The 23474-nt window shown below is 70.8% G+C and carries 28 protein-coding genes and 1 pseudogene; 14 read left to right on the top strand and 15 right to left on the bottom strand.

What is annotated here, in order from left to right:
• Positions 1–32: 32 nt before the first annotated feature.
• Together HFP15_RS18320 and HFP15_RS18315 are read right to left on the bottom strand one after the other, a co-directional pair.
• Positions 33–2081, bottom strand: a complete 2049-nt coding sequence (locus tag HFP15_RS18320; protein ID WP_168517179.1) for an ATP-dependent DNA helicase — start codon at positions 2079–2081, stop codon at positions 33–35.
• A 38-nt stretch (positions 2082–2119) separates the two neighbouring features.
• Positions 2120–2704: a biotin transporter BioY gene (locus HFP15_RS18315; RefSeq protein WP_168517177.1), complete on the bottom strand. Its 585-nt coding sequence runs from the start codon at positions 2702–2704 to the stop codon at positions 2120–2122.
• A 191-nt stretch (positions 2705–2895) separates the two neighbouring features.
• Between HFP15_RS18315 and HFP15_RS18310 the strand changes: the two genes are divergently transcribed.
• A complete protein-coding gene (locus HFP15_RS18310) occupies positions 2896–3543 on the top strand; it encodes a hypothetical protein (protein ID WP_168517174.1) in 648 nt (215 codons plus the stop codon).
• A 1-nt stretch (position 3544) separates the two neighbouring features.
• On the opposite strand, the gene HFP15_RS18305 is transcribed toward HFP15_RS18310, so the two are convergent.
• Positions 3545–4396 (bottom strand): helix-turn-helix transcriptional regulator, encoded by an 852-nt coding sequence (locus tag HFP15_RS18305; RefSeq protein ID WP_168517172.1) that lies wholly within the window; start codon positions 4394–4396, stop codon positions 3545–3547.
• A gap of 100 nt (positions 4397–4496) precedes the next feature.
• Between HFP15_RS18305 and HFP15_RS18300 the strand changes: the two genes are divergently transcribed.
• Positions 4497–5261, top strand: coding sequence for an SDR family oxidoreductase (locus HFP15_RS18300; RefSeq protein ID WP_168517170.1), 765 nt, complete (start codon positions 4497–4499; stop codon positions 5259–5261).
• Between the two features lie 31 nt (positions 5262–5292).
• Here the strand turns inward: HFP15_RS18300 and HFP15_RS18295 are convergent, their stop codons facing one another.
• From HFP15_RS18295 to HFP15_RS18285, 3 genes are read right to left on the bottom strand one after another with little or no spacing between them, the layout of a single operon-like run.
• On the bottom strand, positions 5293–5952 hold the full coding sequence (locus tag HFP15_RS18295) for a bifunctional 4-hydroxy-2-oxoglutarate aldolase/2-dehydro-3-deoxy-phosphogluconate aldolase (protein ID WP_168517168.1): 660 nt from the start codon (positions 5950–5952) through the stop codon (positions 5293–5295).
• On the bottom strand, positions 5952–6521 hold the full coding sequence (locus HFP15_RS18290; RefSeq protein ID WP_168517166.1) for a nicotinamidase: 570 nt from the start codon (positions 6519–6521) through the stop codon (positions 5952–5954). The genes HFP15_RS18295 and HFP15_RS18290 overlap by 1 nt, the downstream gene beginning before the upstream one ends.
• Complete coding sequence (locus HFP15_RS18285) at positions 6518–7825, bottom strand: nicotinate phosphoribosyltransferase (protein WP_168517164.1); 1308 nt, start codon at positions 7823–7825, stop codon at positions 6518–6520. Before HFP15_RS18285 ends, HFP15_RS18290 begins: the two co-directional genes overlap by 4 nt.
• An 88-nt stretch (positions 7826–7913) precedes the next feature.
• Between HFP15_RS18285 and clpS the strand changes: the two genes are divergently transcribed.
• The 6 genes from clpS to HFP15_RS18255 all read left to right on the top strand — a co-directional run bounded on the left by clpS (position 7914) and on the right by HFP15_RS18255 (position 11969).
• Positions 7914–8213: an ATP-dependent Clp protease adapter ClpS gene (gene clpS, locus HFP15_RS18280; RefSeq protein WP_168517162.1), complete on the top strand. Its 300-nt coding sequence runs from the start codon at positions 7914–7916 to the stop codon at positions 8211–8213.
• Positions 8210–8767, top strand: coding sequence for a DUF2017 domain-containing protein (locus tag HFP15_RS18275; protein WP_168517160.1), 558 nt, complete (start codon positions 8210–8212; stop codon positions 8765–8767). The genes clpS and HFP15_RS18275 overlap by 4 nt, the downstream gene beginning before the upstream one ends.
• Complete coding sequence (locus tag HFP15_RS18270) at positions 8764–9750, top strand: P1 family peptidase (protein ID WP_168517158.1); 987 nt, start codon at positions 8764–8766, stop codon at positions 9748–9750. The genes HFP15_RS18275 and HFP15_RS18270 overlap by 4 nt, the downstream gene beginning before the upstream one ends.
• Positions 9751–10265: 515 nt before the next feature.
• Complete coding sequence (locus HFP15_RS18265) at positions 10266–10682, top strand: M67 family metallopeptidase (RefSeq protein WP_312871639.1); 417 nt, start codon at positions 10266–10268, stop codon at positions 10680–10682.
• A gap of 53 nt (positions 10683–10735) precedes the next feature.
• Positions 10736–11014 (top strand): MoaD/ThiS family protein, encoded by a 279-nt coding sequence (locus HFP15_RS18260; RefSeq protein ID WP_168517154.1) that lies wholly within the window; start codon positions 10736–10738, stop codon positions 11012–11014.
• 4 nt (positions 11015–11018) lie between these two features.
• A complete protein-coding gene (locus HFP15_RS18255) occupies positions 11019–11969 on the top strand; it encodes a PLP-dependent cysteine synthase family protein (protein WP_168517152.1) in 951 nt (316 codons plus the stop codon).
• A gap of 51 nt (positions 11970–12020) precedes the next feature.
• Here HFP15_RS18255 and HFP15_RS18250 read toward each other — a convergent pair whose 3' ends face one another.
• Positions 12021–12386 (bottom strand): group I truncated hemoglobin, encoded by a 366-nt coding sequence (locus HFP15_RS18250; RefSeq protein ID WP_168517150.1) that lies wholly within the window; start codon positions 12384–12386, stop codon positions 12021–12023.
• Between the two features lie 184 nt (positions 12387–12570).
• Here HFP15_RS18250 and HFP15_RS18245 point away from each other — a divergent pair, with 184 nt between their 5' ends.
• Genes HFP15_RS18245 through HFP15_RS18235 form a run of 3 tightly spaced genes read left to right on the top strand, consistent with a single transcriptional unit; the run spans position 12571 to position 14853 of the window.
• The gene (locus HFP15_RS18245; protein WP_168517148.1) at positions 12571–13245 is read left to right on the top strand and encodes a rhomboid family intramembrane serine protease; all 675 of its coding nucleotides are present in this window, start codon (positions 12571–12573) and stop codon (positions 13243–13245) included.
• Between the two features lie 21 nt (positions 13246–13266).
• Positions 13267–14067, top strand: coding sequence for a glutamate racemase (gene murI, locus HFP15_RS18240; RefSeq protein ID WP_168517146.1), 801 nt, complete (start codon positions 13267–13269; stop codon positions 14065–14067).
• 18 nt (positions 14068–14085) lie between these two features.
• Positions 14086–14853: an MBL fold metallo-hydrolase gene (locus HFP15_RS18235; RefSeq protein WP_168517144.1), complete on the top strand. Its 768-nt coding sequence runs from the start codon at positions 14086–14088 to the stop codon at positions 14851–14853.
• 39 nt (positions 14854–14892) lie between these two features.
• On the opposite strand, the pseudogene HFP15_RS18230 reads toward HFP15_RS18235, so the two are convergent.
• Positions 14893–15768 (bottom strand): annotated as a pseudogene (locus HFP15_RS18230) (lysylphosphatidylglycerol synthase transmembrane domain-containing protein); the annotation flags it as partial.
• Positions 15769–15881: 113 nt separating this feature from the next.
• Between HFP15_RS18230 and rph the strand changes: the two are divergent.
• Positions 15882–16658, top strand: coding sequence for a ribonuclease PH (gene rph / locus HFP15_RS18225; RefSeq protein WP_168517142.1), 777 nt, complete (start codon positions 15882–15884; stop codon positions 16656–16658).
• Positions 16655–17254, top strand: a complete 600-nt coding sequence (rdgB, locus tag HFP15_RS18220; protein WP_168517140.1) for an RdgB/HAM1 family non-canonical purine NTP pyrophosphatase — start codon at positions 16655–16657, stop codon at positions 17252–17254. The genes rph and rdgB overlap by 4 nt, the downstream gene beginning before the upstream one ends.
• On the opposite strand, the gene HFP15_RS18215 is transcribed toward rdgB, so the two are convergent.
• From HFP15_RS18215 to HFP15_RS18200, 4 genes are read right to left on the bottom strand one after another with little or no spacing between them, the layout of a single operon-like run.
• Positions 17236–18099, bottom strand: a complete 864-nt coding sequence (locus HFP15_RS18215; RefSeq protein WP_168517138.1) for a 5-oxoprolinase subunit C family protein — start codon at positions 18097–18099, stop codon at positions 17236–17238. The two genes, rdgB and HFP15_RS18215, sit on opposite strands and share 19 nt — an antisense overlap.
• The gene (locus HFP15_RS18210) at positions 18096–18704 is read right to left on the bottom strand and encodes a 5-oxoprolinase subunit B family protein (protein WP_168517136.1); all 609 of its coding nucleotides are present in this window, start codon (positions 18702–18704) and stop codon (positions 18096–18098) included. The genes HFP15_RS18215 and HFP15_RS18210 overlap by 4 nt, the downstream gene beginning before the upstream one ends.
• Complete coding sequence (locus HFP15_RS18205) at positions 18701–19474, bottom strand: LamB/YcsF family protein (protein ID WP_210717424.1); 774 nt, start codon at positions 19472–19474, stop codon at positions 18701–18703. The genes HFP15_RS18210 and HFP15_RS18205 overlap by 4 nt, the downstream gene beginning before the upstream one ends.
• A 2-nt stretch (positions 19475–19476) precedes the next feature.
• Positions 19477–20808 carry an MFS transporter gene (locus HFP15_RS18200; RefSeq protein ID WP_168517134.1) on the bottom strand — a complete coding sequence of 444 codons (1332 nt, stop codon included), beginning with the start codon at positions 20806–20808 and terminating at the stop codon, positions 19477–19479.
• 202 nt (positions 20809–21010) lie between these two features.
• On the opposite strand from HFP15_RS18200, the gene HFP15_RS18195 reads away from it, so the two are divergent.
• A complete protein-coding gene (locus HFP15_RS18195; RefSeq protein ID WP_168517132.1) occupies positions 21011–21703 on the top strand; it encodes a GntR family transcriptional regulator in 693 nt (230 codons plus the stop codon).
• A 177-nt stretch (positions 21704–21880) separates the two neighbouring features.
• Here HFP15_RS18195 and bcp read toward each other — a convergent pair whose 3' ends face one another.
• The 3 genes from bcp to HFP15_RS18180 all read right to left on the bottom strand — a co-directional run bounded on the left by bcp (position 21881) and on the right by HFP15_RS18180 (position 23261).
• Positions 21881–22354 carry a thioredoxin-dependent thiol peroxidase gene (gene bcp, locus HFP15_RS18190; RefSeq protein WP_168517129.1) on the bottom strand — a complete coding sequence of 158 codons (474 nt, stop codon included), beginning with the start codon at positions 22352–22354 and terminating at the stop codon, positions 21881–21883.
• 19 nt (positions 22355–22373) lie between these two features.
• Positions 22374–22898, bottom strand: coding sequence for a hypothetical protein (locus tag HFP15_RS18185; protein WP_168517127.1), 525 nt, complete (start codon positions 22896–22898; stop codon positions 22374–22376).
• Between the two features lie 189 nt (positions 22899–23087).
• A complete protein-coding gene (locus HFP15_RS18180; protein WP_168517125.1) occupies positions 23088–23261 on the bottom strand; it encodes a hypothetical protein in 174 nt (57 codons plus the stop codon).
• Positions 23262–23474 lie beyond the last annotated feature (213 nt).

Genomic DNA, 23474 nt, shown 5'->3' with positions numbered 1-23474 from the left:
CGTGCCACCGTAGCGCCGTGCCGATTCGCGTCTTATGCCGGGGCCGCGGCGTCCAGCCTGCGCAGCGCCCCACGTGCCACTTCCGGATCCGTCGTGGGCCAGAACGGCGGCAGCGAGGCCTTCAGAAAACCCCCGTAGCGCGCCGTGGCCAGCCGCGAATCCAGCACCGCGACCACACCGCGGTCGCCGACCGACCGGTGCAAACGGCCGGTGCCCTGCGCCAGCAGCAGCGCCGCGTGCGTCGCCGCGACGGTCAGGAATCCGTTGCCGCCACGTGCTTCCACGGCCCGTTGCCGCGCCGACTGCACCGGATCGTCGGGCCGGGGGAACGGGATCCGGTCCACGATCACCAGTTGCAGCGAAGGCCCCGGCACATCGACGCCCTGCCACAACGACAACGTGCCGAACAAGCACGTCCTGGCGTCCTCGGCGAACTTCGCGACCAGTAGCGAGGTGGAGTCATCGCCCTGGCACAGGATCGGGTATTTCACCCGGTCCCGCAGTTCCTCGGTGGCCTGTTTCGCCGCCCGCATGGACGAGAACAGGCCCAGCGTGCGCCCGCCCGCAGCGTCGATCAGCTCCGCGATCTCGTCCAAAGTGGACGGTGCGAGCCCGTCGCGGCCGGGAGCGGGCAGATGCTTGGCGATGTACAGAATCCCGTTCTTGCGGTGGTCGAACGGGGAGCCGACGTCGATGCCCGTCCATTTGAGCGTCGCGTCGTCGGAGGGGGCCTCCTTGTCCGTGGCGGTGCCCGGCGCCTTCTCCGCCTTCGCCTGGGCCGACGGCAGCCCCCACTGCCGGGCGAGCGTGTCGAACTCGCCGCCGAGCGTCAGGGTGGCCGAGGTCAGCACCGTCGTGGTCTGGCCGAACACCCGCTCCCGCAACAGGCCCGCCACCGACAGCGGCGCCACGTGCAGCGACGGGGGCCGGTTGCTCATCCCGAACCGGTCGGCCGAGAGCCACACCACGTCCCGCTGGTGGGCCGTGTCGTCGTCGAAAGCCTCCAGCAGCCTGGCGGCCGTGTCGTGTACTTCCTCCAGCTGCGACCGGGCGAGCTTGCGCGCCGTGGCCTCCTCGACGTCCTCCTTGCGGTCGCCGCCGAGCGCGGTGATGCACGCGCGGGCCGCGTCCCGCACCGCGGTGACCGCGCCGGACAGTGGTTTGGGCAGCGTGTCCATCCGCCCTGGCGCGAGGTCCTCGATGATGATCCCGAGGCCCTCGCTGGACTCCTGCAGCCGGTCGGCGATGTCGGCGTCGATCAGCTTGCCGCAGCGGCGCACGGCGATCGCGACCATCGACGCGGTCAGCTCACCGGTGGCCACCGACGTGACCCGGTCGACCAGCTCGTGCGCCTCGTCCACGATCACCAGGTCGTGCTCCGGCAGCACCTGGTAGCCCTGCAACGCGTCGATCGCGAGCAGTGCGTGGTTGGTGACGACCACGTCGGCGCGCCCGGCCTCGGCGCGGGCCCGCTCCGCGAAGCAGTCGGTGCCGATCGGGCAGCGCGAGACGCCGAGACATTCCCGCGCGGTCACCGAAACCTGCCGCCATGCCTGGTCCGAGACGCCCGGTACGAGCTCGTCACGGTCGCCGGTCTCGGTGTCGGAGGCCCAGTCGCGCAGGCGCCCGACCTCCTTGCCCAGCCGCGACACCGCGAACGGGTCGAACAGGCCGGGATCCTCGGGTTCCTCCGGCGCGCCCGAGTCGAGCCGGTGCAGGCACAGGTAGTTGCGGCGGCCCTTGAGAATCGCGAACGAGGGCTCGTGGCCCAGCGGTTTCTTCAGCGCCTTGGCCAGGCGCGGCAGATCCCGGTCGACGAGCTGGCGCTGCAACGCGATGGTCGCGGTGGACACGACGACCGTGGTGTCCTTGACGATCGCGTGCCGGATCGCGGGCACCAGATACGCCAGCGACTTCCCGGTGCCGGTGCCCGCCTGCACGGCCAGGTGTTCCCCGGTGCGCAGCGCACGCCCGACGGCCTCGGCCATCTCGACCTGGCCCGCACGCTCGGCGCCGCCGAGCGCCTCCACGGCATGGCTGAGGAGTTCGTTGACACCGGGGATATCGGAGGGGGCGGGCACGGGACCCAACGTTACCGGCCCCCTCCGTCAGAATTCGCTCAGTGCTCGCGGCGGTTCGCCAGCGCCCACGCGGCGGGCAGCAGCGCGGCCGCCAGCACGATCTTGACCGCGTCACCGATCAGGAACGGTGCGACGCCCTTGTCCAGGGCCGTGCCCAGCCCCATCCCGGTCGCGGCCATCAGCCAGGACACGCCGACCACGTAGATCGCGAGGTTGCCGAGCACCATCGTGCCCGCCGTGCGCAGTGGCGTCCGGTCCCCGCCGCGTCCGGCGAGCGCGCCGACGAGCGCCCCGGCGAGGACGAACCCGACGATGTAACCGGCGCTCGCACCGGCCATGCCCGCGGTGCCGTGCTGGAACCACGGCACACCGGCGGCCCCCACGAGCAGGTACAGCAGCATCGACGCGGCCCCGCGCCGCCAGCCGAGCGCGGCGCCCACCAGCAGCGCGGCGAACGTCTGCCCGGTCATGGGCACCGGGCTGCCCGGCACCGGCACCGCGATCTGCGCGGCGAGACCCGTCAGCCCGGCACCGCCGGCGACGAGCAGGATGTCGCGGACGAGCGCACCGGGAACGAGATCGGCGAGCACGGCACGACGGCCGGCGATGGACAGCGAAGACACGGAAACCTCCACAGATCACGAGAAACCTGTTTCGCACGCTAGTTCGGCCCGGCCCGCCGCGGTGGCACAAGTCGTGTTCGTCACGCCGTGAAGATCCACACGACCGAGTGGTATCGGCAGCTCCGGGTCAGGGTGTGCGGGTGCCCGGCCGATGTCGAGAAGGGAGTTCTTACCCGGCGAGAGGAGAGGCCATGGCGCGAGCCATGCGAATCGTGGCGGCGGCGATGTGCCTGGCGGTGGTGCCCGCCACGGCGCGAGCGGACCAGAACACCGCCGGCGGCGCGGGCTCCATCGGGGCCGTCGACATCACCGTCGGCCAGGCCTCGGCGCACTCGGACCCGATCGCGCCGTGCACGGTGGACACCAAGCCGGACAACCGCACCGACCCGGTCACGGTGGGCACCAAGACCAAGTACGGGCTGGGTACCACCACGTGCACCCGCAACCCCAACGGCACCGCGAGCGTCAAGGTCGAGGGCCAGCGGTTCGAGACCTCGGTGCTGCGGCAGTTCGGCGGCCCGGTGATCACGGTCCGCACGTTCAAGGCCGGCTGCGACACCACGCAGAACGGCAGCAGCGGCTACATGGAACTGGGCGCCGTCAGCGGGTTCACGGTGCCCCAGAACATCCCGGCGAACTACACCACGACCATCCCCGGCAAGACGGCGGACGCGCCGCCGATGGCCGAGATCGTGCTCAACGAGCTGATCGTGCCCACCCCGGCCGACGGCAGCCTGGTCACCAACGCGCTGCACATCAAGCTGTTCCCCCAGGGCGGGCCCGCCTCGGGCGACATCCTGGTCGGCTCGGCGACCTGCGCCCCGTTCGCCGGGCTGTAGCTCAGCCCGGCCGCGCGCCGGTGAACCGCTCGTGCCCGAGGACGCCGAGCAGCTTGAGCTTCTCGGCGTCCTCGGAGCGCGGGTCGGCGGTGAGCACGAGCAGCGCCTGCGACTGGTCCTCGGTGAACAGCACCTGGCAGTCCACCTCGATCGGGCCGAGTTCGGGATGCACGAGCGTCTTGTGGTCCTCGAAGCGTTTGGCCACCTCGTGCCGCTCCCACAGGCCGGCGAACTCGGCGCTCTCCTTCTGCAGCGCACGGACGATCTCCCCGGCACGCGAATCCGGGCCGAGCGAGCCGTAGGCGGCACGCAGGTTCGCCACCTGGGCCCTGCTCTGCCGGTCGCGATCGTGCTCGGGATAACGCAGCCGCTCGGCGGGATCGGTGAACCAGCGGTAGATCTCGCTGCGCGCGAGCCCGGTGTAGCCGGACCGGTCGCCGAAAAGCGCCTCGGCCATCCGGTTCTGGACCAGGGTTTCGCCGAGGTTCGACAGGATCAGCGCCGGGGTGTCGGAGAGCCGGTCCAGCACCCGCAGCAGCGCGGGCGCGACGTGTGTGGACGCGGACGCGGGTGAGGGCGCGTTCCGTCCGGCCACCCGGAACAGGTAGTCGCGTTCGTGCGTGCTCAACCGGAGCGTGCGGGCCAGCGAGGTCAGCATCTGCTCGCTGGGCTGCGGGCCGCGCTGCTGTTCCAGCCGCGTGTAGTAGTCGGTCGACATCGCGGCCAGCGCCGCGACCTCTTCCCGCCGGAGCCCCGCGGTCCTGCGCCGCGCGCCGGGGGCGAGCCCGACGTCCTCCGGCCGCAGTTCCTCCCGGCGGCGGCGCAGAAAGGCCGCCAGTGCCGCACGATCCATGCCACCAGTATCCGTGCCCGCCCCGCACGCGAACAGGGATCGCGGATCCCCCGATGAGTGCTCTCTGCACCTCCCCCGCGTTCCGCGCGACGATCAAGGCATGAACATTTCAGGCAACACGATCTTCATCCCCGGCGCCACCAGCGGTATCGGCCTCGCCCTCGCCGTCGAACTCCAGGCCAAGGGCAACAAGATCATCGTCGGCGGGCGGCGCACCGAGTTGCTCGACCGGATCGCCGCCGAGCACTCCGGCATCGACACCGTGCGGATCGACACCACCGACGCGGCGAGCATCGAGGCCGCGGCCAAGGAGGTGCTGGCCAAGCACCCGCGGCTCAACGTGCTGGTCGCGATGGCCGGCATCATGAAGATCGAGGACTGGCACAAGCCGGAGCAGTTCCTCGCCTCGGCCGAATCGGTGATCATGACCAACGTGCTCGGCCCGGTCCGGCTCATCGCCGCGTTCATCGAGCACCTGCAGGCGCAGCCGGACGCCACGATCGTCACGGTGTCCTCGGGACTGGCGTTCGCGCCGCTGAAGGCCACCCCGAGCTACAACGCGTCGAAGGCCGCGATCCACATGCTCAGCGAGTCGATCCGCCTCCAGCTGGCCGACACGAGCGTGAAGATCGTCGAGCTGGAGCCGCCCGCGGTGCGCACGTCGCTGCTGCCGGGGCAGGAGTCCAGCGAATGGGCGATGCCGCTCGACGCGTTCGTCACCGAGGTCGTGTCGCTGCTGGAATCGCAGCCGGGCGTCAAGGAGATCCAGGTCGAGAACGTGAAGTTCCTGCGCTACGGCGAAGCCCGCGGCGACTACGACCGGGTCGTGGCCACCCTCAACGCCGCCGACCCGCACGGGAATTGACCGTGCCGGCTCCGCCGCTCGCGACAACGCCCTAGGCGAACTTGCCCGCCGTGGTCACGAACCGGGAGGCGCGCTCGCTCAGTTCGTCGAGGCGTCCGCCGCAGGTGGCGTTCCCGATCAGCGGGGACGCCGCCGCGACGGCGAACGCGCCCGCGCCGAGGTAGGCGTCCACGTCGTCGAGCGTCACCCCGCCCGTAGGCACGAGCGGGATCTCCGGCAGCGGTGCGTGCACGGCCTGGACGTAGGCCGGGCCACCCGCCTGCGCGGCGGGGAACACCTTGACCACGGCCGCGCCGTGCCGCCACGCGCCGTCGATCTCGGTCGGCGTCAGCGCCCCGCACACCACCGGGATCGCGTACCGCTGTGCGCGCTCCAGCACCTCGGCCGAGAACGTCGGCGTGACGAGGAAGTCCGCGCCGACCGCGGCGCAACTGTCCACATCGGACACCGTGCGGACGCTGCCCGCGCCGACCATCGTGTCCGGCCCGAGTTCCACCTGCATCGCGGCGATCGCGTCCAGCGCGCCCGGCGTCGTCAGCGTCGCCTCGATCGCGCGGACACCGCAGTCGTAGAGCACCTGCGCGACATCGGCGAAGTACTCGGTGTCCTCGGCCCGCAGGATCGCGATGAGCCTGGTCGCCGCCAGGCGTTCGCGGAAGGCGATGTTGTGCTTCTTCAACGCGGCCCGCATCAGCCGACCCGCGGGGTGCCGGTGAGCGCCACGCCCGCCGCGCGCAGCTCGTCCAATGCCTTGTCCACGGTCGGTTGCGCGACCCCGGCGGTCAGCTCCAGCAGCACCCGCACCCGGAACCCGGCGCGCGCCGCGTCCAGCGACGTCGCGCGCACGCAGTGGTCGGTCGCGATGCCGGCCACGTCGACGTCGGTGACGTCGCGCTCGCGCAGCCAGCTCGCCAGGTCCTCGCCCGCTTCGGTGTGGCCCTCGAAGCCCGAATAACCGTCGCTGTACTGGCCCTTGGAGAACACCGCCGAGATCGGGCCGACGTCGAGCGCGGGATGAAACGACGCGCCCGCGGTGCCCGCCTCGCAGTGCCGGGGCCAGGAGCGCACGAAATCCGGTTCGTCGCTGAAGTGCGCGCCCGGATCGATGTGGTAGTCGCGGGTGGCGACGACGTGCGTGTAACCGCCCTCGGCGAGCCGCGAGGTGATCTTCGCGGCCGTGTCGGCGCCGCCGGTCACCGCTAGCGAACCGCCTTCGCAGAAGTCGTTCTGCACGTCGACCACGATCAGTGCGTTGCTCATCGCTGCTCCTCGGGAAAGACCGTGGGGATCGCGGGCTCGCCGTGCGAGAGTTTCAGGCCCTCCCACGGCAGGCTCACCAGACCCTGCCGCAGCCGCTGCCGCGCGTCGTCCAGCGTGGGCAGACCCTCCACCGGCTGACCTCCGCGCATCAGCTCGATCGGCAGTTCGCGGTCGTGCGGCTGCGCCGCCGGCGGCGCGTCGGCGCCGAACACGAGCTCCTCCAGCGCGGTGCCGGTCGGCTTGTGCCGCCGCAGCGCGCTCTTGCGGCCACCGCGCGAAGCCTTGTTCTCGCTGCGCTTGGCGACCGGTTTGCCGTCCACCTCGACCAGTTTGTAGACCATGCTCGCGGTCGGCGCGCCGGAACCGGTGACCACGGACGTGCCCACACCGTACGCGTCGACGGGCTCGGCCCGCAGCGCCGCGATGGCGTGCTCGTCGAGATCGCCGGAGACGACGATGCGGGTGTCCTTCGCGCCGAGGGAGTCCAGCTGCTCACGGGCCTTGCGGGCGAGCACGCCGACGTCACCGGAGTCGATGCGGATGGCGCCCAGCTCGGTACCGGCGACGCGCACCGCGGTCTCGATGCCCTGGGTGATGTCGTAGGTGTCCACCAGCAGTGTGGTGTCCGCGCCCATCTTCTCCACCTGCGCGCGGAACGCGTCCTCTTCGGTGTCGTGCAACAGCATGAACGCGTGCGCGACCGTGCCGCGCGTCGGAATCCCGTAGCGGCGCCCGGCCTCCAGGTTCGACGTGGTCGCGAACCCGGCGAGGTAGGCGGAGCGGGCGGCGGCCACGGCGGCCCATTCGTGCGTGCGGCGGCCGCCCATCTCGATGATCGGCCTGCCGTGCGCGGCGGCGGACATCCGCGCCGCCGCGGACGCGATCGCGCTGTCGTGGTTGAGGATCGACAGCACCAGCGTCTCCAGCATCACGGCTTCGGAGAAGGTTGCGCGCACCGTCATGATCGGCGAACCGGGGAAGTACAGCTCGCCTTCGGGGTAGCCGTCGATGTCACCGGAGAACTCGTAGTCGGCCAGCCACGCCAGCGTCGCGTCGTCCACCACCGCGGTCGTGGCGAGCTGGGTGATCTCGGCGTCGGTGAAACGGAAGTCGGCGATCGCGTCCAGGACCCGCGCGGTGCCCGCGACCACGCCGTAGCGCCGCCCGTCCGGCAGCCGGCGAGCGAACACCTCGAACACACACGGGCGGTCGCCGGTGCCGTCGGCGAGGGCGCTGGCGAGCATGGTGAGCTCGTAGTGGTCGGTCAGCAGCGCCGTGCTGCTCTGTGTCTCGGGCGAAGCCATGCGATCAGACTATGAGGTGACGGCCATGCTCACCCGAACGGACCGGCCGGTGGCCCACGGCGTGCCGGTTCCGTGACAACATGTCGGTATGACCACGCCTGTCGAAGCTGAACAGACGCAGGCCGAACCAGCCGGGGCCGACCTCGGTGCCGAGGACAGTCCGTGGCAGACCGTCGTCTGGAACGACCCTGTCAACCTCATGTCCTACGTGACGTATGTGTTTCAGAAGCTGTTCGGGTACAGCCGGGATCACGCCACCAAGCTGATGCTGGACGTGCACCACAAGGGCAGGGCGATCGTGTCGTCCGGTTCCAAGGAGAAAGTCGAGGCGGACGTGACGAGGCTGCACGCGGCCGGGCTCTGGGCGACGATGGAGCAGCCCTCGTGAAATCGTGGCGCCGCAGGGGCGGCCGGGTCACCGCCGGATTCGAACAGCAGGAGGCCGCGGTGCTGCGCGGGCTGGTGAGCCAGCTCGAGGACATGCTCAAGGCGCGCGCCGAGGAGGCGCCGCAGGATCCGCTGGCCGAGCTGACCGGGATCCGCACGGGCCCGTCGGAGTCGCCGAACGATCCGGTGCTCTCGCGGCTGCTGCCGGACTACCACAAGCTGGACCCGGACAGTCCCAGCCAAGAGGACCTGGACTCGGCGAGCGCGTTGCGGTCGCTGCACGAGCCGGAAGTCCTCGACGCGAAGGTCGGTGTCGCGCAGGTGGTCATGCAGACGCTGCCGAGGGACGGCGGCGATGTGCGGCTGACGTTCGAGGAGGCCGACGCGTGGCTCTCGGCGCTCAACGACGTGCGGCTGGCGCTGGGCACGGCGCTGGATGTCAGCGAGGACATGCCGGACGAGCTGCCCGAGGACGATCCGCGCTCGCCGCATCTGGGCGTCTACCACTGGCTGACCTGGGTGCAGGAGAGCCTCGTCGAGGCGCTGACCGGATGATCACCGACGTGCCGGGGGTGCTCGTCGGGCACCACCAGCGGGTCGAGCCGGGCTGGGCGACGGGTACCACGGTCGTGCTCGTACCGGACGGTGCGACGGGCGCGGTCGACCAGCGTGGCGGCGCGCCCGGCACTCGGGAGACGAACCTGCTCGAACCGGAGAACCTGGTGCGGCGGGTCAACGCGGTGTGTCTTTCCGGCGGCAGCGCCTACGGGCTCGCGGCCGCCGACGGTGTCATGAGGTGGCTGGGGGAGCGGGACCTCGGATACCGGGTCGGTGTGAAGCCGCACGAGGTGGTGCCGATCGTGCCCGCGGCGGTGATCTTCGACCTGCCGCGCAGCGAGTGGGGCAACCGGCCGGACGCGTCCTTCGGGTACGCCGCTTGTGCCGCGGCGGGCGGCGGGCCGGTCGCGGAGGGCACGGTGGGCGCCGGCGCGGGCGCGAAGGTCGGCTCGCTCAAGGGCGGGGTCGGCAGCGCGAGCGAGGTCGTCGACGGGTTCACCGTGGGAGCGCTGGCGGTGGTCAACGCGGCGGGCGAAGCGGTGCGGTTGGCGACGGGCGAGCCGTACGCCGCGGACCATGGGGACTTCGGGGTCAGCTGGCCGGGGCGTCCGGGTGAGGTGCCCGCGGCGCGGACGGACCTGAACACGACGATCGGCGTGGTGGCGGTCGACGCGGACCTGTCGAAGGCCGAATGCCGGCGGCTGGCCGTCGGCGCGCAGGACGGCCTGGCCCGCGCGGTGCGGCCGGCGCACACGATGTTCGACGGGGACACGGTCTTCGCGCTGGCCACCGGGGCGCGGGAGCTGCCTGCCGACCAGGGCCCGTTCGGCACCGCGACCCGCGCGGCGGCACTGGACACCCTGTGCTCGGCCGCGGCGCGGGTGTTCGCCCGCGCGATGGTTCGCGGCGTGCTGGCCGCCGAAGGCGTCCCGGGCCTGCCCGCGTACCGGAACGTCTGGCCAGAGGCCTTCAAGCCGTAACGGCGGGCGGTCGTGCACGGACTTGTCGTGCATGACGACCAGCTGAACACCCACTTCGGGGAACCGCACGGCGACGAGATGCGCGCTCGACTGACAGTGACCACCCGCCGTGAAATCGCGCGATGCGCCCGGGTGGACTCGTTGCTTCTCGACCGGCAGGCGGTCGCCGACTGGTTCGTGGTGAGTGGTTTCGCTACGTCCAGCACCACCTCGCGGTCGCCGCGTTCGACAGGCCCGTGCCCGGACTGCAACGGTGGCTCCGCCGCGGCGCGGGTGTTCGCCCGCGCGACGGTCCGAGGCGTGCTGGCCGCCGAAGGCGTCCCCGCCTGCCCGCCCACGCGCACACGCAACCCCGGACTCGCGCACGCGCAACCCTCAACTCGCGCACCGGCAACCCCGGACTCGCGCGGGGTGGGAGGTCGCGAGTTGGGGGTTCTGTGCGGGCGAGTTGGGCGTTGCGACGTGCTGAGTCTCACTCTGTGAACGCTCAATGTCCGGCACGTAAGATGGTCGGCGTGCTTCGGATCCGCCGTGAACTCGTAGACGAGATCGTCTCGCACGCCCGCCGGGACCATCCCGACGAGGCGTGCGGGGTCATCGCCGGGCCCGAGGGCTCCGACCGGCCCGAGCGCTACATCCCGATGCTCAACGCGGCGCGCTCGCCCACCTTCTACGAGTTCGACTCCGCCGACCTGCTCAAGCTGTACCGCGAGATGGACGCGAACGACGAGGTACCGGTCGTGATCTACCACTCGCACACGGCGACCGAGGCCTACCCGTCGCGCACCGACGTGTCCTACGCCTCCGAACCCGATGCGCACTACGTGCTGGTCTCCACCAGAGACCCCGAGCAGCACGAGTTCCGCTCCTTCCGGATCGTCGACGGCGAAATCACCGAGGAGCCGGTCGAGATCGTCGACAGTGCGGAATAAACGCGACCTGCCAGAACGTCTGCCATTAAGAAACCAAGCGGAGGTAACCCACTATGGCCGTGACCGTGTCCATCCCGACCATTCTGCGCACCCACACCAGTGGCGAGAAGGCCGTCGAGGCGTCCGGTAAGACGGTGCTCGAAGTGCTCGACGACATCGAGTCCCGGCACGCGGGACTCAAGGCACGCCTGGTCAAGGAGGACAAGCTGCACCGCTTCGTGAACGTTTACGTCAACGACGAGGACGTGCGCTTCGCCGGTGGCCTGGACGCCGAGGTCAAGGACGGCGACACCGTGACGATCCTGCCCGCGGTCGCCGGCGGCGCACGCTGAGCTGATGGCTCGCTACGAATCGCTGCTCGACAGCCTCGGCGGTACCCCGCTGGTGGGGCTGCCGAGGCTGTCCCCGACGCACGACGTGCGCCTGTGGGCCAAGCTCGAGGACCGCAACCCCACCGGTTCGATCAAGGACCGGCCCGCGCTGGCCATGATCGAGACCGCCGAGCGTGAGGGCAGGCTGCGCCGGGGTTCGACGATCCTGGAACCGACCTCGGGTAACACCGGTATCTCGCTCGCCATGGCCGCCAAGCTCAAGGGCTACGGCCTGATCTGCGTGATGCCGGAGAACACCTCTGACGAGCGCAGGCAGCTGCTGCAGGCCTACGGCGCGCGGATCGTCTTCTCGCCCGCCGCGGGCGGCTCCAACGAGGCCGTGCGCCGGGCGAAGGAACTGGCCGAGCAGAACCCGGACTGGGTCATGCTCTACCAGTACGGCAATCCGGCCAATCCGGACGCGCACTACCGCGGCACCGGCCCCGAGCTGCTCAAGGACCTGCCGACGATCACGCACTTCGTGGGTGGTCTCGGCACCACCGGCACGCTCGTCGGTGTCGGCCGGTACCTGCACGAACAGAAGCCGGATGTGCAGATCATCGCGGCCGAGCCGCGCTACGGGGAGCTTGTGTACGGCCTGCGCAACCTCGACGAGGGGTTCGTGCCGGAACTGTACGAACCCGAGGTGCTCAACGGCCGCTACTCCGTCGGCGCGTACGACGCGTTGCGCCGCACCCGTGAGCTGCTGGAGCACGAGGGGATTTTCGCCGGGATCTCCACCGGCGCGGTGCTGCACGCGGCGCTGGGCACGGCCGAGAAGGTCGCCGCCAAGGGCGAGAAGGCCGACATCGCGTTCATCGTCGCCGACGCCGGCTGGAAGTACCTGTCCACGGGCGCCTACAGCGGCACCCTCGACGAGGCCGCCGCCCGCCTGGACGGACAACTCTGGGCCTGACGTCGTTGCCGTGCGGGACCCGGCCGTGGAGGGGGTCCCGCACGGGACGTGTCACGCCGCCGAGGACGCCACGATGTCGCCGGACAGCGGCGCGATCGCGCCGATGATGGTGTCGACGAGTTCCTGCGGCACGCCCGCGGCCAGCAGCGCCTCGGTCAGGTGCTTGGCCACGAGGTCGAAGTGGTGCTGCTCGATGCCGCGACCCCGGTGCACGTCCTTCATCGACCGGCCGCTGTAGGCGTCGGGACCGCCCAGCGCGCCGGCGAAGAACTCGACCTGCATGCCCTTCAGCCGCGGCATGTTGGTGCCCTTGAAGAACGGCGCCAGCTCCGGGTCCGCGAGGACGCGGACGTAGAAGTCGTCGACGACGGCGATCAGAGCTTCCTGACCGCCGATCTGCTCGTAGATGCTCGCCACGGATTCCTCCAGCTCGTGGTGGGATACCCGTCCAGAAAACCGCCGCGGTGTTTCCCGTATGTAAGCGGAGCGTCAACGCCGTGGAAGCTAAACCTCACTGGGAGTTATTTGCTTGAGCCACGGCTTGGAAAATCAGGGTTTTCTCCCGAGGCTGTGACCATGGGGTTCGCTTAGTTTGGAAGCTATGAGCAGCTTGCCGACGCCCCCGGCGACGCACCCGGATCAGTCGAAGCGAATACTTCCCGCGCAGCCCAAGGCGGCCGCCGTCGTCGTGCTGTCGTTCACCGTCCTGCTCTACCTCGTGGAGCTGGTCGACTCGGCGTTGCACGGACGGCTCAACAGCGAGGGCGTGGTGCCGCGCACGCTGTCCGGGCTCGACGGCATCATCTGGGCACCGATGCTGCACGGCAGCTGGGCGCACCTGTTCGGCAACACGATCCCGGTGCTGGTGTTCGGGTTCCTCGCGATGGCGACCGGGCTCGCCCGCTGGTTCGCCGTGACCGGGCTGATCTGGGTGGTCAGCGGGCTCGGTGTGTGGCTCACGGGGGACACGGGCACCTCGACGATCGGCGCGTCGGGGCTCGCGTTCGGCTGGCTGGCGTACCTGCTCGTCCGCGGCGTGTTCAACCGCGCGTTCGGCCAGCTCGTCGTGGCCGCGGTGCTGTTGCTGCTGTGGGGCGGCACACTGTGGGGGCTGCTGCCGGGCAATCCGGGGATCTCCTGGCAGGCACACGTGTTCGGGGCACTGGGCGGCATCCTGGCGGCATGGCTCGCGGCTCGTTCGGACCGGGCCAAGGCGAAGAAGGCGGCCGGTAATCCGGGCCGCCGCCCCGGCACCGCCCCCGACGGAGACGCGTAGCGCCGCAGTAACCTCCAAAGGGTGATCTCCCGCGAGGCTCCGATTGGCGTGTTCGATTCCGGTGTCGGCGGTCTGACCGTCGCCCGTGCCCTGCTCGACCAGCTGCCGCGGGAACAGCTCCGCTACGTCGGCGACACCGCGCACAACCCCTACGGCCCGCTGCCCATCGCCCGCGCCCGCGAACTCGCACTGGACGCGCTGGACAACCTCGTCGCCGACGGCGTGAAGGCGCTGGTGATCGCCTGCAACACGGCGTCGGCGGCCTGCCTGCGTGACGCGCGGGAACGCTACGACGTGCCGGTTTTCGAGGTCATCCTGCCCGCGGCGCGGCGCGCGGTCGTGGCCACGCACACCGGCCGGATCGGCGTGATCGGCACGACCGGCACGATCCGCTCCCGCGCCTACGAGGACGCGTTCGCCGCCGCCCGCGACGTCCGGCTCACCACCGTCGCGTGCCCGCGGTTCGTCGATTTCGTCGAGCGGGGCATCACCTCGGGCCGCCAGATCCTCGGCCTCGCGCAGGGCTATCTGGAACCGCTGTTGCGCGCCGAGGTGGACACGCTGGTGCTCGGCTGCACGCACTACCCACTGCTCACCGGCGTGCTGCAGATCGTGATGGGCCCGGAGGTGACGCTCGTGTCCAGCGCCGAGGAGACCGCCAAGGACGTGGTGCGGGTGCTGACCGAACGCGATCTGCTCGCCGAACGCGACACGGAGCCCGCCCACGAGTTCGTCGCGACCGGTTCGCCCGAGCCGTTCGCCAGGCTCGCGCAGCGGTTCATGGGCTTCGCACCAGGTGTCCTGATGCCCGTCACCCGCTGACATGGCAGGGTGGCGCTCGTGCGACTGACGATCCTCGGCTGCTCGGGCAGTGTTCCCGGTCCGGGCAAGGCCGCTTCGGGGTACGTCCTCGAGGCGGAGGGCTTCCTGCTCGGCGTGGACTTCGGCAACGGCACCTTCGCCGAACTGCAGACGCGGCACGACCCGTTCGACCTCGGCGCGTTGCTGCTGACCCACCTGCACCCGGACCACTGCGCCGATTTCGGCGCGCTGACCGTGCTGCGGCGGTATCACCCAGAGCCGCCCTACGACCCGCGCGCGAAGAGACTTCCCGTGTACGCGCCGGACAACGCGCCGGGACGGCTGGCGAGCCTGTACGCGCCCAACGACGTGGAGCTGGCCGAGACCGATCTGTCCGACGTGTTCGAGTTCAGCGAGCTGGCGGGACACCCGGTGCGGGTCGGGCCGTTCGAGGTGACGGCGGTACCGGTCGAGCACCCGACGGCGGCGTTCGGGCTACGGATCAGCCATGGCGGCCGGACGTTCGCCTACACCGGTGACACCGGCCCCTGCGACACCCTCGACGAGCTGGTCGCGGGCGTCGACGTCCTGCTGTCGGAAGCGAGCTGGACCGACGCCCCGGAACGGCCGGCCGGTGTGCACCTGTCCGGCAAGCAGGCGGGCGAGCTGGCGCGCCGCGCGGGTGTGGGCAGGCTGCTGATCACCCATGTCGCGCCGTGGAGCGATGCCGGCGCGATCCTCGCCGAGGCCGGTGCCGAGTTCCCCGGTGCCGTCCTGGTCGAGCAGGGCGCCACCTACGACCTTTGAGCCGCGCAGCAGCAGCCAGCACAGCAGGCCGACCGGAATGATGAGCCAGCAGGACAGCAGCCGGTAGGCGAGCACGGCGGCCGCGCTCGCGGAATCGCCGGCACCGGTGGAGACGAGCCCGGCGAGCAGGCTCACCTCGATCACGCCGATCCCGCCCGGGGTCAGCGGAATCTGCCGCACGAGCTGCACGGTGAGGTAGATCGTGGCGATTTCGAGCAGGCCGGTGCCGATGCCGAACGCCCGCGCGGCGGCGGCGAGGCACAGCAGGTCGGTGAGCCAGTTCGCGACGGCCGCGGCCAGGGCGAGCGCCCAGTGCCGGGGCGCGACCGACCGGGACGTGTCGATGGCTTCGGTGACCGGCCGGAGCAGCCGCCAGCGCGGCAGGTGGCGTCCGGGGTGCGGATGCCGTTGGGCGCGCACGAGCCACGCCGCGATCACCAGCACCACGACCGTGCCCGTGCCGAACAGCAGCGGGCTGGCGTGCCACACGGCGGTGACCGCGGACGTCGCGTACAACAGCGCCAGCCCGAGCGCGGAGAGCAGCCCGGACAACACCATGACGGCGGTCGCGGCGGCGCGGCTGGCTCCTCCGGCGCGGAACTGGCGGAACGCGTAGGCCGCGGAGACCGCGGAACCGGCGGGAAGGCTGATCGAGATGGCCGACCGGCTGTAGGACAGCGCGATGGCGCGTCGCAGGGGGAGCCGTACGCCGAACGCGGTGAGCAGGCGGCGCTGCTGGCGGGCGAACATGCCCATGGAGACGATTTCGGCGACGGCGGCCGCGAGCAGCCAGCGCGGGTCGGCATCGGCCAGCGCGTGCCCGACGTCGGCCGGGGCGGGCAGCTTGTCGCGCAGGGTGAACACCACCAGCGCCAGCACGGCGAGCGCGCCTACGAGCTGTGCCGTTCGCTTCATCGCACCACCCCCTTTTCACCTACTGATGAATTATCCGCGCGGGAAGGTGGTTGTCAACGTGTGTTGAATTAGCCTGGCGCGGGCCCGCCGGTGCCTCGCAGTACCCTCCCCACGTGGCTCGAAAAGATGGCAGGAACGACGACCAGCTCCGCGAGGTCAAGATCACCCGCGGCTTCCAGGACTGGCCCGCGGGTTCGGTCCTGGTCGAGTTCGGCAAGACCCGTGTCCTGTGCGCGGCCAGCGTCACCGAGGGCGTGCCGCGCTGGCGTGTCGGTTCGGGGCTGGGCTGGGTGACCGCGGAATACGCGATGCTTCCCTCGGCCACCCACGACCGCGGCGACCGCGAATCGGTCAAGGGCCGCATCGGCGGCCGCACGCACGAGATCAGCCGCCTGATCGGGCGGTCGCTGCGGGCGTGCATCGACCTGTCCGCGCTCGGCGAGAACACGGTCCACCTCGACTGCGACGTGATCCAGGCCGACGGCGGCACCCGCACGGCCGCGATCACCGGCGGCTATGTGGCGCTGCACGACGCCGTCACGTGGCTGGCCGCGGCGGGCAGGCTCGCCGATCCCAAGCCGCTGTCGGCGATGGTGTCGGCGATCAGCGTCGGCGTCGTGGACGGCCGGGTCCGTCTCGACCTGCCCTACGAGGAGGACTCGCGCGCGGAGGTGGACCTCAACGTGGTCGCCACCGACGCCGGCACGCTCATCGAGGTGCAGGGCACCGGCGAGGGCGCCACCTTCACCCGGTCCACTTTGGACCAGATGCTGGACATGGCGCTCGCGGGCTGCGAGGAGTTGACCCGCAAGCAGACGGCGGCGTTGGAGGCGCCCTACCCCGGCGAGCTGCCCGAACCGCGCACCGGCAAGAAGAAGGGCTCGAAGTGACCCGGGTCCTGCTGGCCACGCGCAACGCGAAGAAACTGCGCGAGCTGCGCCGGATCCTGGACGCCGAGGGCGTTTCCGGCATCGAGTTGGACGGGCTCGCCGACGTCGAGGAGTTCGACGAGACGCCCGAAACCGCCGCGACGTTCGAGGAGAACGCACTGGCCAAGGCCCGCGACGCGGCGGCCGCGACCGGGCTGCCCTCGATCGCCGACGACTCCGGGATCAGCGTGGACGCGCTGAACGGCATGCCGGGTGTGCTGTCCGCGCGCTGGGCCGGGCGGCACGGCGACGACCAGGCCAACCTCGAACTCGTGCTGGCGCAGACCGCCGACGTGCCCGACGAGCGCCGGGGTGCGGCGTTCGTGTGTGCCGCCGCACTCGTCGTACCGGATGGCCAGGAGCAGGTCGTGCGTGGCGAGTGGCGTGGCGAGCTGACCCGCAAAGCCAGTGGCACCAACGGTTTCGGCTACGACCCGATCTTCCGGCCCGAGGGCGAGACCCGTACCTCGGCCGAGCTGGACCCGGCCGAGAAGGACGAGTCCAGCCACCGCGGGCGGGCCCTGCGGCTGCTGCTGCCCTACCTGCGCGAGCTGTAGCGCCGGAACCGGATCCGCTGTCCGGGAACCGCTTGCGCGGCAACGGGAACGTCGGCGGTGACCAGCACCCCGATCACCGGATAGCCGCCCGTGACGGGGTGGTCGGCGAGGAAGATCACCGGCAGGCCGGACGGCGGCACCTGGATCGCGCCGACGACGGTGCCCTCGCTGGGCAGCTCCTCCTCGCGCGCCCAGGTCAGTGCGGGCCCGTCCAGCCGTGCGCCGACGCGGTTGCTCTCGGCGGAGACGGTGTACCGCTCACTGACCAGACGTGTCAGCGCTTCCGGTGCGAACCAGTCGTCGCGCGGTCCCGGCAGGATGCGCAGCTCCAGTTCGCCGCGCGGCGGCCCGGCCACGGGTGCGACGTCCACTGTGGACCATGACCCGAGGTCGGTGCCGATCGGAAGGCGCGTTCCCGCGGCGGGTGCGGTCGGGCCGACCCCGGAGAGCACATCGGTGGAGCGCGAACCGAGTATCGGTTCGACGCCGATCCCGCCGCGCACCGCGAGGTAGCTGCGCACCCCGGCCGAGGGTGGGCCGAGTGTGACGGTTTCGCCGGCCACGACGGTGAAAGGCGCGTTCATCGCCTCGCCCCGGGTGCCGCGCGTGATGGGGCACGGCGCACCGGTCACGGCGACGCGGGCCCGTGCGGCGAAGCGGACGGACAGGCCGCCGTAGGTGGTTTCCAGGCAGGCCGCGGTGTCGAGGTTGCCGACGAGACGGTTTGCGAGCGCGGCCGAGCGCCGGTCCGCCGCGCCCGAAGGGCCGACGCCCAGCGCGGCGAGCCCTGGACGGCCGAGATCCTGGATCGTGGTGAGCGGACCCGGGCGCAGGACCTCGATCATGTCGCCTCGAAACGCACGCGGGTACCGGGCGCGAGCAGTGCCGGTGGCGTTCTTCCGGTGTCCCACAAGGGGATTTCGGTGCGGCCGAGCAGATGCCAGCCACCGGGGGAGGAGCGAGGATAGACACCCGCGTACTCGCCCGCGATCGCGACCGAGCCGATCGGAACCCGGGTCCGTGGCACCGCCCGGCGCGGCAGGTGCAGCTTCGGGTCGAGTCCGGTGAGATAGCCGAATCCGGGCGCGAACCCGCCGAACGCGACCACGTAGTCGGCCGCGCTGTGCAGGTCGATCACGCCGGGGACGTCGAGACCGGTGCGCTCGGCGACCTCGGCGAGATCCTCGCCGTCGTAGCGCACCGGGATCGTCACCGTGTCCGCCTGGCTCGCCGTCACGGGTGCGGGTGCGGTGTGTTCGAGCAGCACGGTGACCTCCTGCGCGGAAATGACGCGCGGTTCGAAGCGCACCAGCAGCGTCCGCGCCGCGGGGACGAGGTCCACGATGCCGTCGGGCCGCGACTGCCGGAGCGCGGCATACAGCCCGAGCACGGCGCCGATGTCGTCGACCTCGGCGAGCACCGCCCGGTCCCCGCACGCGCGGACCTTCACACGAAACTCCGCGGCTGCACCCCGGCCAGCACCAGCGCGGACCGCACGGCGGTGGCGATCGCGACCGCGCCCGGGGTGTCGCCATGCAGGCACAGCGAACCGGGCCGGAGTTCGAGCGCCGAACCGTCCACGGCCTCGATGCGGCCCTCGGTCACCAGCCGAACGCACCGGTGCGCCACCTCCGCCGGATCGGTCAGCACGGCGCCCGGATGCTGTCTGGGCGCGAGCAGGCCGTCGGGGAGGTAACCGCGGTCGGGGAACGCTTCCGGCACCGCGACCAGGCCCGCCTCGCGCGCGTGCGCGAACAGCCGTGACCCCGGCTGACCCAGCACCGGCATCTGCGGGTCGTAGCGCCACACCGCCTCGACCACCGCCCAGGCGTGCCCGTCGTGCGTGGCGATCGCGTTGTAGAGGGCGCCGTGCGCCTTGACGTAGCGGACCTCGCCGCCCGCGGTGCCCGCGATCGCGTCCAGCGCGCCGAGCTGGTAGAGCAGGTCGTCGACCAGCTCGTCGGGGTCCACGTCGAGGAAGCGCCGCCCGAACCCGGCCAGGTCCCGGTACCCGACGTGCGCCCCGATCGACACCCCGCGTCGGACGGCCGCCTCGCACGCCCGCCGCATCGTGCGCGGATCCCCGGCGTGGAAACCGCAGGCGATGTTCGCGGCGGTCACGGTGTCGAGCAGGGCCTCGTCGTCGGCGACGCGCCAGGCGCCGAAGCCCTCCCCGAGGTCGCAGTTCAGGTCGATGGTCGTGGCCAGGCTCGTCGTCATGGTTACGCCCTCGCCGCCGCGCCGATCAGGGCCGCCTCCTCCGCCGCCGTGTACGGCTTGCGCGCCAGCAGCACGCCGACGAGCGTGAGCACCCCGGTGAAGGCGAGATAGGCCGCGACCACGGTCCAGGTGCCGTACTCGGCCAGCAGCGCGGTGAAGATCAGCGGCGCGACGGCGCCACCGACGACCCCGGCGAGCGTGTAGGCCAGCGAACTGCCGGTGTAGCGCAGGCGTGGCGAGAACTGCTCGGTGATCAGCGCGGCCTGCGGGCCGTAGAGCAGCGCGTGGATCGCGAGCGCCACGACGACGCCGACGATGATCGCGAAGAACGATTTCGTGGCCGCCAGCGGGAAGAACAGGAACGGCCACGCGGCCGCGAGAATCGTGCCGGCCAGATACATCGTGCGCCTGCTGATCCGGTCGGACAGCGCGCCGAACGCGGGCATCAGGAACAGCTGGAAGCCGGAGCCGATCATCACGGCGATGGTGCCCTGGCTCTTGGGCAGGTGGAGCTGCTTGGTCATGTACGTCAGCACGAACACGGTGAACATCGAGTACAGCACGTCCGGGCAGATGCGCACGAGGATCCCGGTGATCAGCGCACGCGGCTCCTGCCGCAGCACCTCGCCGACCGGGGCCTTCGGTTTCTCGTCGCGCTTGACGATCTCCCGGAACACCGGGGTTTCTTCGAGCTTGAGCCGCAGCCACAGGCCGAAGATCACCAGCACGCCCGACAGCAGGAAGGCCAGCCGCCAGCCCCAGGACTCGAACTGGGCGGTCGTCAGCACCACGGCGAGCAGGGTCAGCACGCCGTTGGCGAGCAGCGTGCCCGCGGGCGGGCCGATCTGGGCGGCCGAGGCCCAGAAGCCGCGTTTCTTGGGGTCGCCGAACTCGCTGGACAGCAGCACGGCCCCGCCCCATTCGCCGCCGACGCCGACGCCCTGCGCGAACCGCAGGACGACGAGCAGCACCGGCGCGAAACCGCCGACCGCCGAGTGCGTGGGCAGCACACCGATCAGGCAGGTCGCGATGCCGGTGAGCAGCAGCGTGGCCACCAGCACCTGCTTGCGGCCGAGGATGTCGCCCAGCCTGCCGAAGAGGAACCCGCCCAGCGGGCGCGACACGTACCCGACGGCGTAGGTCGAGAACGCCAGCATCGTGCTGGCCAGCTCGTCGGAGGACGGGAAGAACAGCTTGCCGAGGATGGTCGCCGACGCGACCGAATAAGCGGCGAAGTCGTAGTACTCGAGGGTGGTACCGGACAGGCTCGCCACGAACGCGCGCTTGAGCGACCGCTTGTCGCCCGCGGTTGTGGCCTTGCTGGGTTCGGTCATGGTGGGTTCCGATCTCTCCAGGGGCCTTGTGAGGTGAGTCTCGACGGTAAGGATTGTTCAACGATCCGTCAATACTTCTGTCTGACAATGCTCCATGTGACTCAGGGGTACGTTGAACTGGTCACGCGGACGCTGATTAACTTGGCGTTACGGGTACCCGCTGAAGCCCCGCTCGATCCCTGCTCGACCCCAGGAGGCCACCTTGAGCACCGATGCCGTCGCCGGGCTGGAGGCGGATCGTTCGCTACTCGGCCGTACCAGCACCGCCGACCGGCTCGCCGACGTGCTGCGGAGCCGTATCACCGAGGGGTACTTCGCGCCCGGCACGCGGCTTTCGGAGGAGGCGATCGGCGGGGCGCTCGGAGTCTCGCGCAACACGCTGCGTGAGGCTTTCCGGCTGCTCACGCATGAGCGCCTGTTGGTGCACGAGCTGAACCGGGGCGTTTTCGTGCGCGCCCTGACCGCCGAGGACGTCGCCGATCTCTACCGGGTCCGCAGGCTCGTCGAATGCTCGATCGTGCGGGCGATCACGAGCCCGCTCGGGGAGGCGCTCGCGCCGGCGCGAGCGGCCGTCGAGGCGGGCGAGGACGCGGCGAAGCGGGGTGCGTGGCGAGAGCTGGGCACGGCCGACATCCACTTCCACCAGGCACTGGGCACGCTCGCCGGCAGCCCGCGGGTGGATGAGCTGATGCGCGGCGTGCTGGCGGAGCTGCGGCTGGTGTTCCACGTGATGGTCGACCCGCAGCCGTTCCACGAGCCCTACCTGACCCGGAACCGGCAGATCCTCACCGCGCTGGAGAACGGTCACGGTCTGCGCGCGGAGACGCTGCTGGGCAGCTACCTCAAGGACGCCGAGCGGCAGCTGCTCGCGGCCTACCGCGACAGCTCGCTCTGACCTGCGCCGCCTCAGGCGACCGCCGCGGAGCGGGAGGCCGGGCCTGCGCCGAGTCCCGACCCCGACAGGCTCAGTTCCGACCCGGGCCAGGCCCCGACAGGCTCAGTCCTGACCGGGCCCAGACCCCGACAGGCTCAGACCCGACCGGGGCCGGGCGCCGACTCGGGCCCGATCGACTCAGGCGCCGATCGAGAGATCCTTGATCAGCTTCGCGACGTGGCCGCTGGCGCGGACGTTGTACAGCGCCTTCTCGATCTTGCCGTCCGGGTCCACGACGAACGTCGAGCGGATCACGCCCTGGTAGACCCGGCCGTAGTTCTTCTTCTCGCCGAAGGCGGCCCATTCGTCCAGTACCTGCTTGTCCGGATCGGACAGCAGCGGGAACGTTAGCTCCTCCGCCGCGGCGAACTTCGCCAGCTTCTCCGGCTTGTCCGGCGAAATCCCGAGCACCTGGTAGCCCGCGCCGTTCAGCTCGCCGAGGTTGTCCCGGAAATCGCAGGCCTGCTTCGTGCAGCCCGGCGTGCCCGCGGCCGGGTAGAAGTACACGATGACGCGCTGCCCGCGGTAGTCCGACAGCGAAACCTTCTTGCCCTCGCTGTCGGTGAGGGTGAAGTCGGGCGCGGTGTCGCCAGGGGAGAGTCGCTCGGTCATACGGCAGAGACTAGCGGTCTCACGCCGAACCGGAGTACACCGCGACCACCGGCGTCGTCGGCGCCGGGCGCAGCGACAGCCGCATCTCGGACGGCTGAGACGGCACGGCGAAAGCGAGCGTCACGCGCACATCGCGTTGCGGGGGCACGTCCTTGCCCGCGTCGATGATCCCGCTGTACCCCTGCGTCGAATCGACCAGCTGCTTGGCCGTGACCCCGCCGACCGTCGCGGTCACCGACAGCCCGGACAGCTGGTAGGACTGGTCCCCGTCGTTGCGGATCACGATGTCGAACGCGACCCCGCGATCACTGCGCGGATAGGCGCTCGCGCTCGGCTGGAACGACTTCGGCGTGGTCACCGAAACCGTGATGCCGTCGGAGAAGCGGTACTGCCCGCCGAAACCGACCATCTCCGGGGTGGGTGCCGCCGCCTGCAGTGCGCGGCTTCCGCCCGCACTACCCGCGTTGTCCTGCGCCTGCGCACCGCATGCCGCGAGCCCGATCACCAGGGCAACCGCGGGCACAATGCGCCTGAAGGCACGCACAGCGACAACATCCTTTACTCACCATGTCGGCAACCGGCTGGTCCGTTCGGGGTAGGTACTTCTGCCGGAAGCCCTGGTCCACTCTGGCGGGCCGCGGCCGTACGGGCGAGTGACGGCACGCGGTTGAGTCGCACCTGGTGTAGGGCCGTAGCCGATCCGTGATCGGAGCGGCACGCGAGGTGAGGGCCGTCACGTGGCGAGCGCGAAGAACAGGATGAACGCGCCGACGCCGATGAGCCACGCGACGATCAGCCAGCCGAAGTCGCGCCACGGATCGACGGTGTGGCTGTCTTCCCCCGGCACATATACACCGCGCTGCTCGAACCAGTCGGCCCAGCGAAGCGCGCGGCGCAGGAAACGCATGCAGGTCACACTACGCCGTCCGGCCGTATGCACCGGGTAACGCTCCCGAGGCCGGACGGCGCAGGTGCCCAGGCCCGGCCTATGCGTCCATGTGCGCTACCCATCAATCACGCTCCGTCGAAAATCGTCCCAACTGGCTGTGATCGTAGTCACTAACCTGGCAACAAACTGGTAACGGTAGTTAAGGATGTCGCTGTCGGTGACGAACGGAAG

The organism is Amycolatopsis acididurans, from assembly GCF_012328925.1.
GTDB classification, from domain to species: Bacteria; Actinomycetota; Actinomycetes; order Mycobacteriales; family Pseudonocardiaceae; genus Amycolatopsis_E; species Amycolatopsis_E acididurans.
This window is presented reverse-complemented; position numbering and strand designations above follow the sequence as displayed.

Coding starts and splice junctions, on each gene's coding strand:
- HFP15_RS18285 (WP_168517164.1), bottom strand. CDS start 7,825: ATGGCTTCGCCCGAGACACAGAGCAGCACGGCGCTGCTGACCGACCAC.
- clpS (WP_168517162.1), top strand. CDS start 7,914: ATGACCACGCCTGTCGAAGCTGAACAGACGCAGGCCGAACCAGCCGGG.
- bcp (WP_168517129.1), bottom strand. CDS start 22,354: ATGACCGAGCGACTCTCCCCTGGCGACACCGCGCCCGACTTCACCCTC.
- HFP15_RS18310 (WP_168517174.1), top strand. CDS start 2,896: ATGGCGCGAGCCATGCGAATCGTGGCGGCGGCGATGTGCCTGGCGGTG.
- HFP15_RS18255 (WP_168517152.1), top strand. CDS start 11,019: ATGGCTCGCTACGAATCGCTGCTCGACAGCCTCGGCGGTACCCCGCTG.
- HFP15_RS18200 (WP_168517134.1), bottom strand. CDS start 20,808: ATGACCGAACCCAGCAAGGCCACAACCGCGGGCGACAAGCGGTCGCTC.
- HFP15_RS18295 (WP_168517168.1), bottom strand. CDS start 5,952: ATGCGGGCCGCGTTGAAGAAGCACAACATCGCCTTCCGCGAACGCCTG.
- HFP15_RS18290 (WP_168517166.1), bottom strand. CDS start 6,521: ATGAGCAACGCACTGATCGTGGTCGACGTGCAGAACGACTTCTGCGAA.
- HFP15_RS18205 (WP_210717424.1), bottom strand. CDS start 19,474: ATGACGACGAGCCTGGCCACGACCATCGACCTGAACTGCGACCTCGGG.
- HFP15_RS18260 (WP_168517154.1), top strand. CDS start 10,736: ATGGCCGTGACCGTGTCCATCCCGACCATTCTGCGCACCCACACCAGT.
- HFP15_RS18245 (WP_168517148.1), top strand. CDS start 12,571: ATGAGCAGCTTGCCGACGCCCCCGGCGACGCACCCGGATCAGTCGAAG.
- HFP15_RS18300 (WP_168517170.1), top strand. CDS start 4,497: ATGAACATTTCAGGCAACACGATCTTCATCCCCGGCGCCACCAGCGGT.
- HFP15_RS18215 (WP_168517138.1), bottom strand. CDS start 18,099: ATGATCGAGGTCCTGCGCCCGGGTCCGCTCACCACGATCCAGGATCTC.
- HFP15_RS18270 (WP_168517158.1), top strand. CDS start 8,764: ATGATCACCGACGTGCCGGGGGTGCTCGTCGGGCACCACCAGCGGGTC.
- HFP15_RS18305 (WP_168517172.1), bottom strand. CDS start 4,396: ATGGATCGTGCGGCACTGGCGGCCTTTCTGCGCCGCCGCCGGGAGGAA.
- HFP15_RS18180 (WP_168517125.1), bottom strand. CDS start 23,261: ATGCGTTTCCTGCGCCGCGCGCTTCGCTGGGCCGACTGGTTCGAGCAG.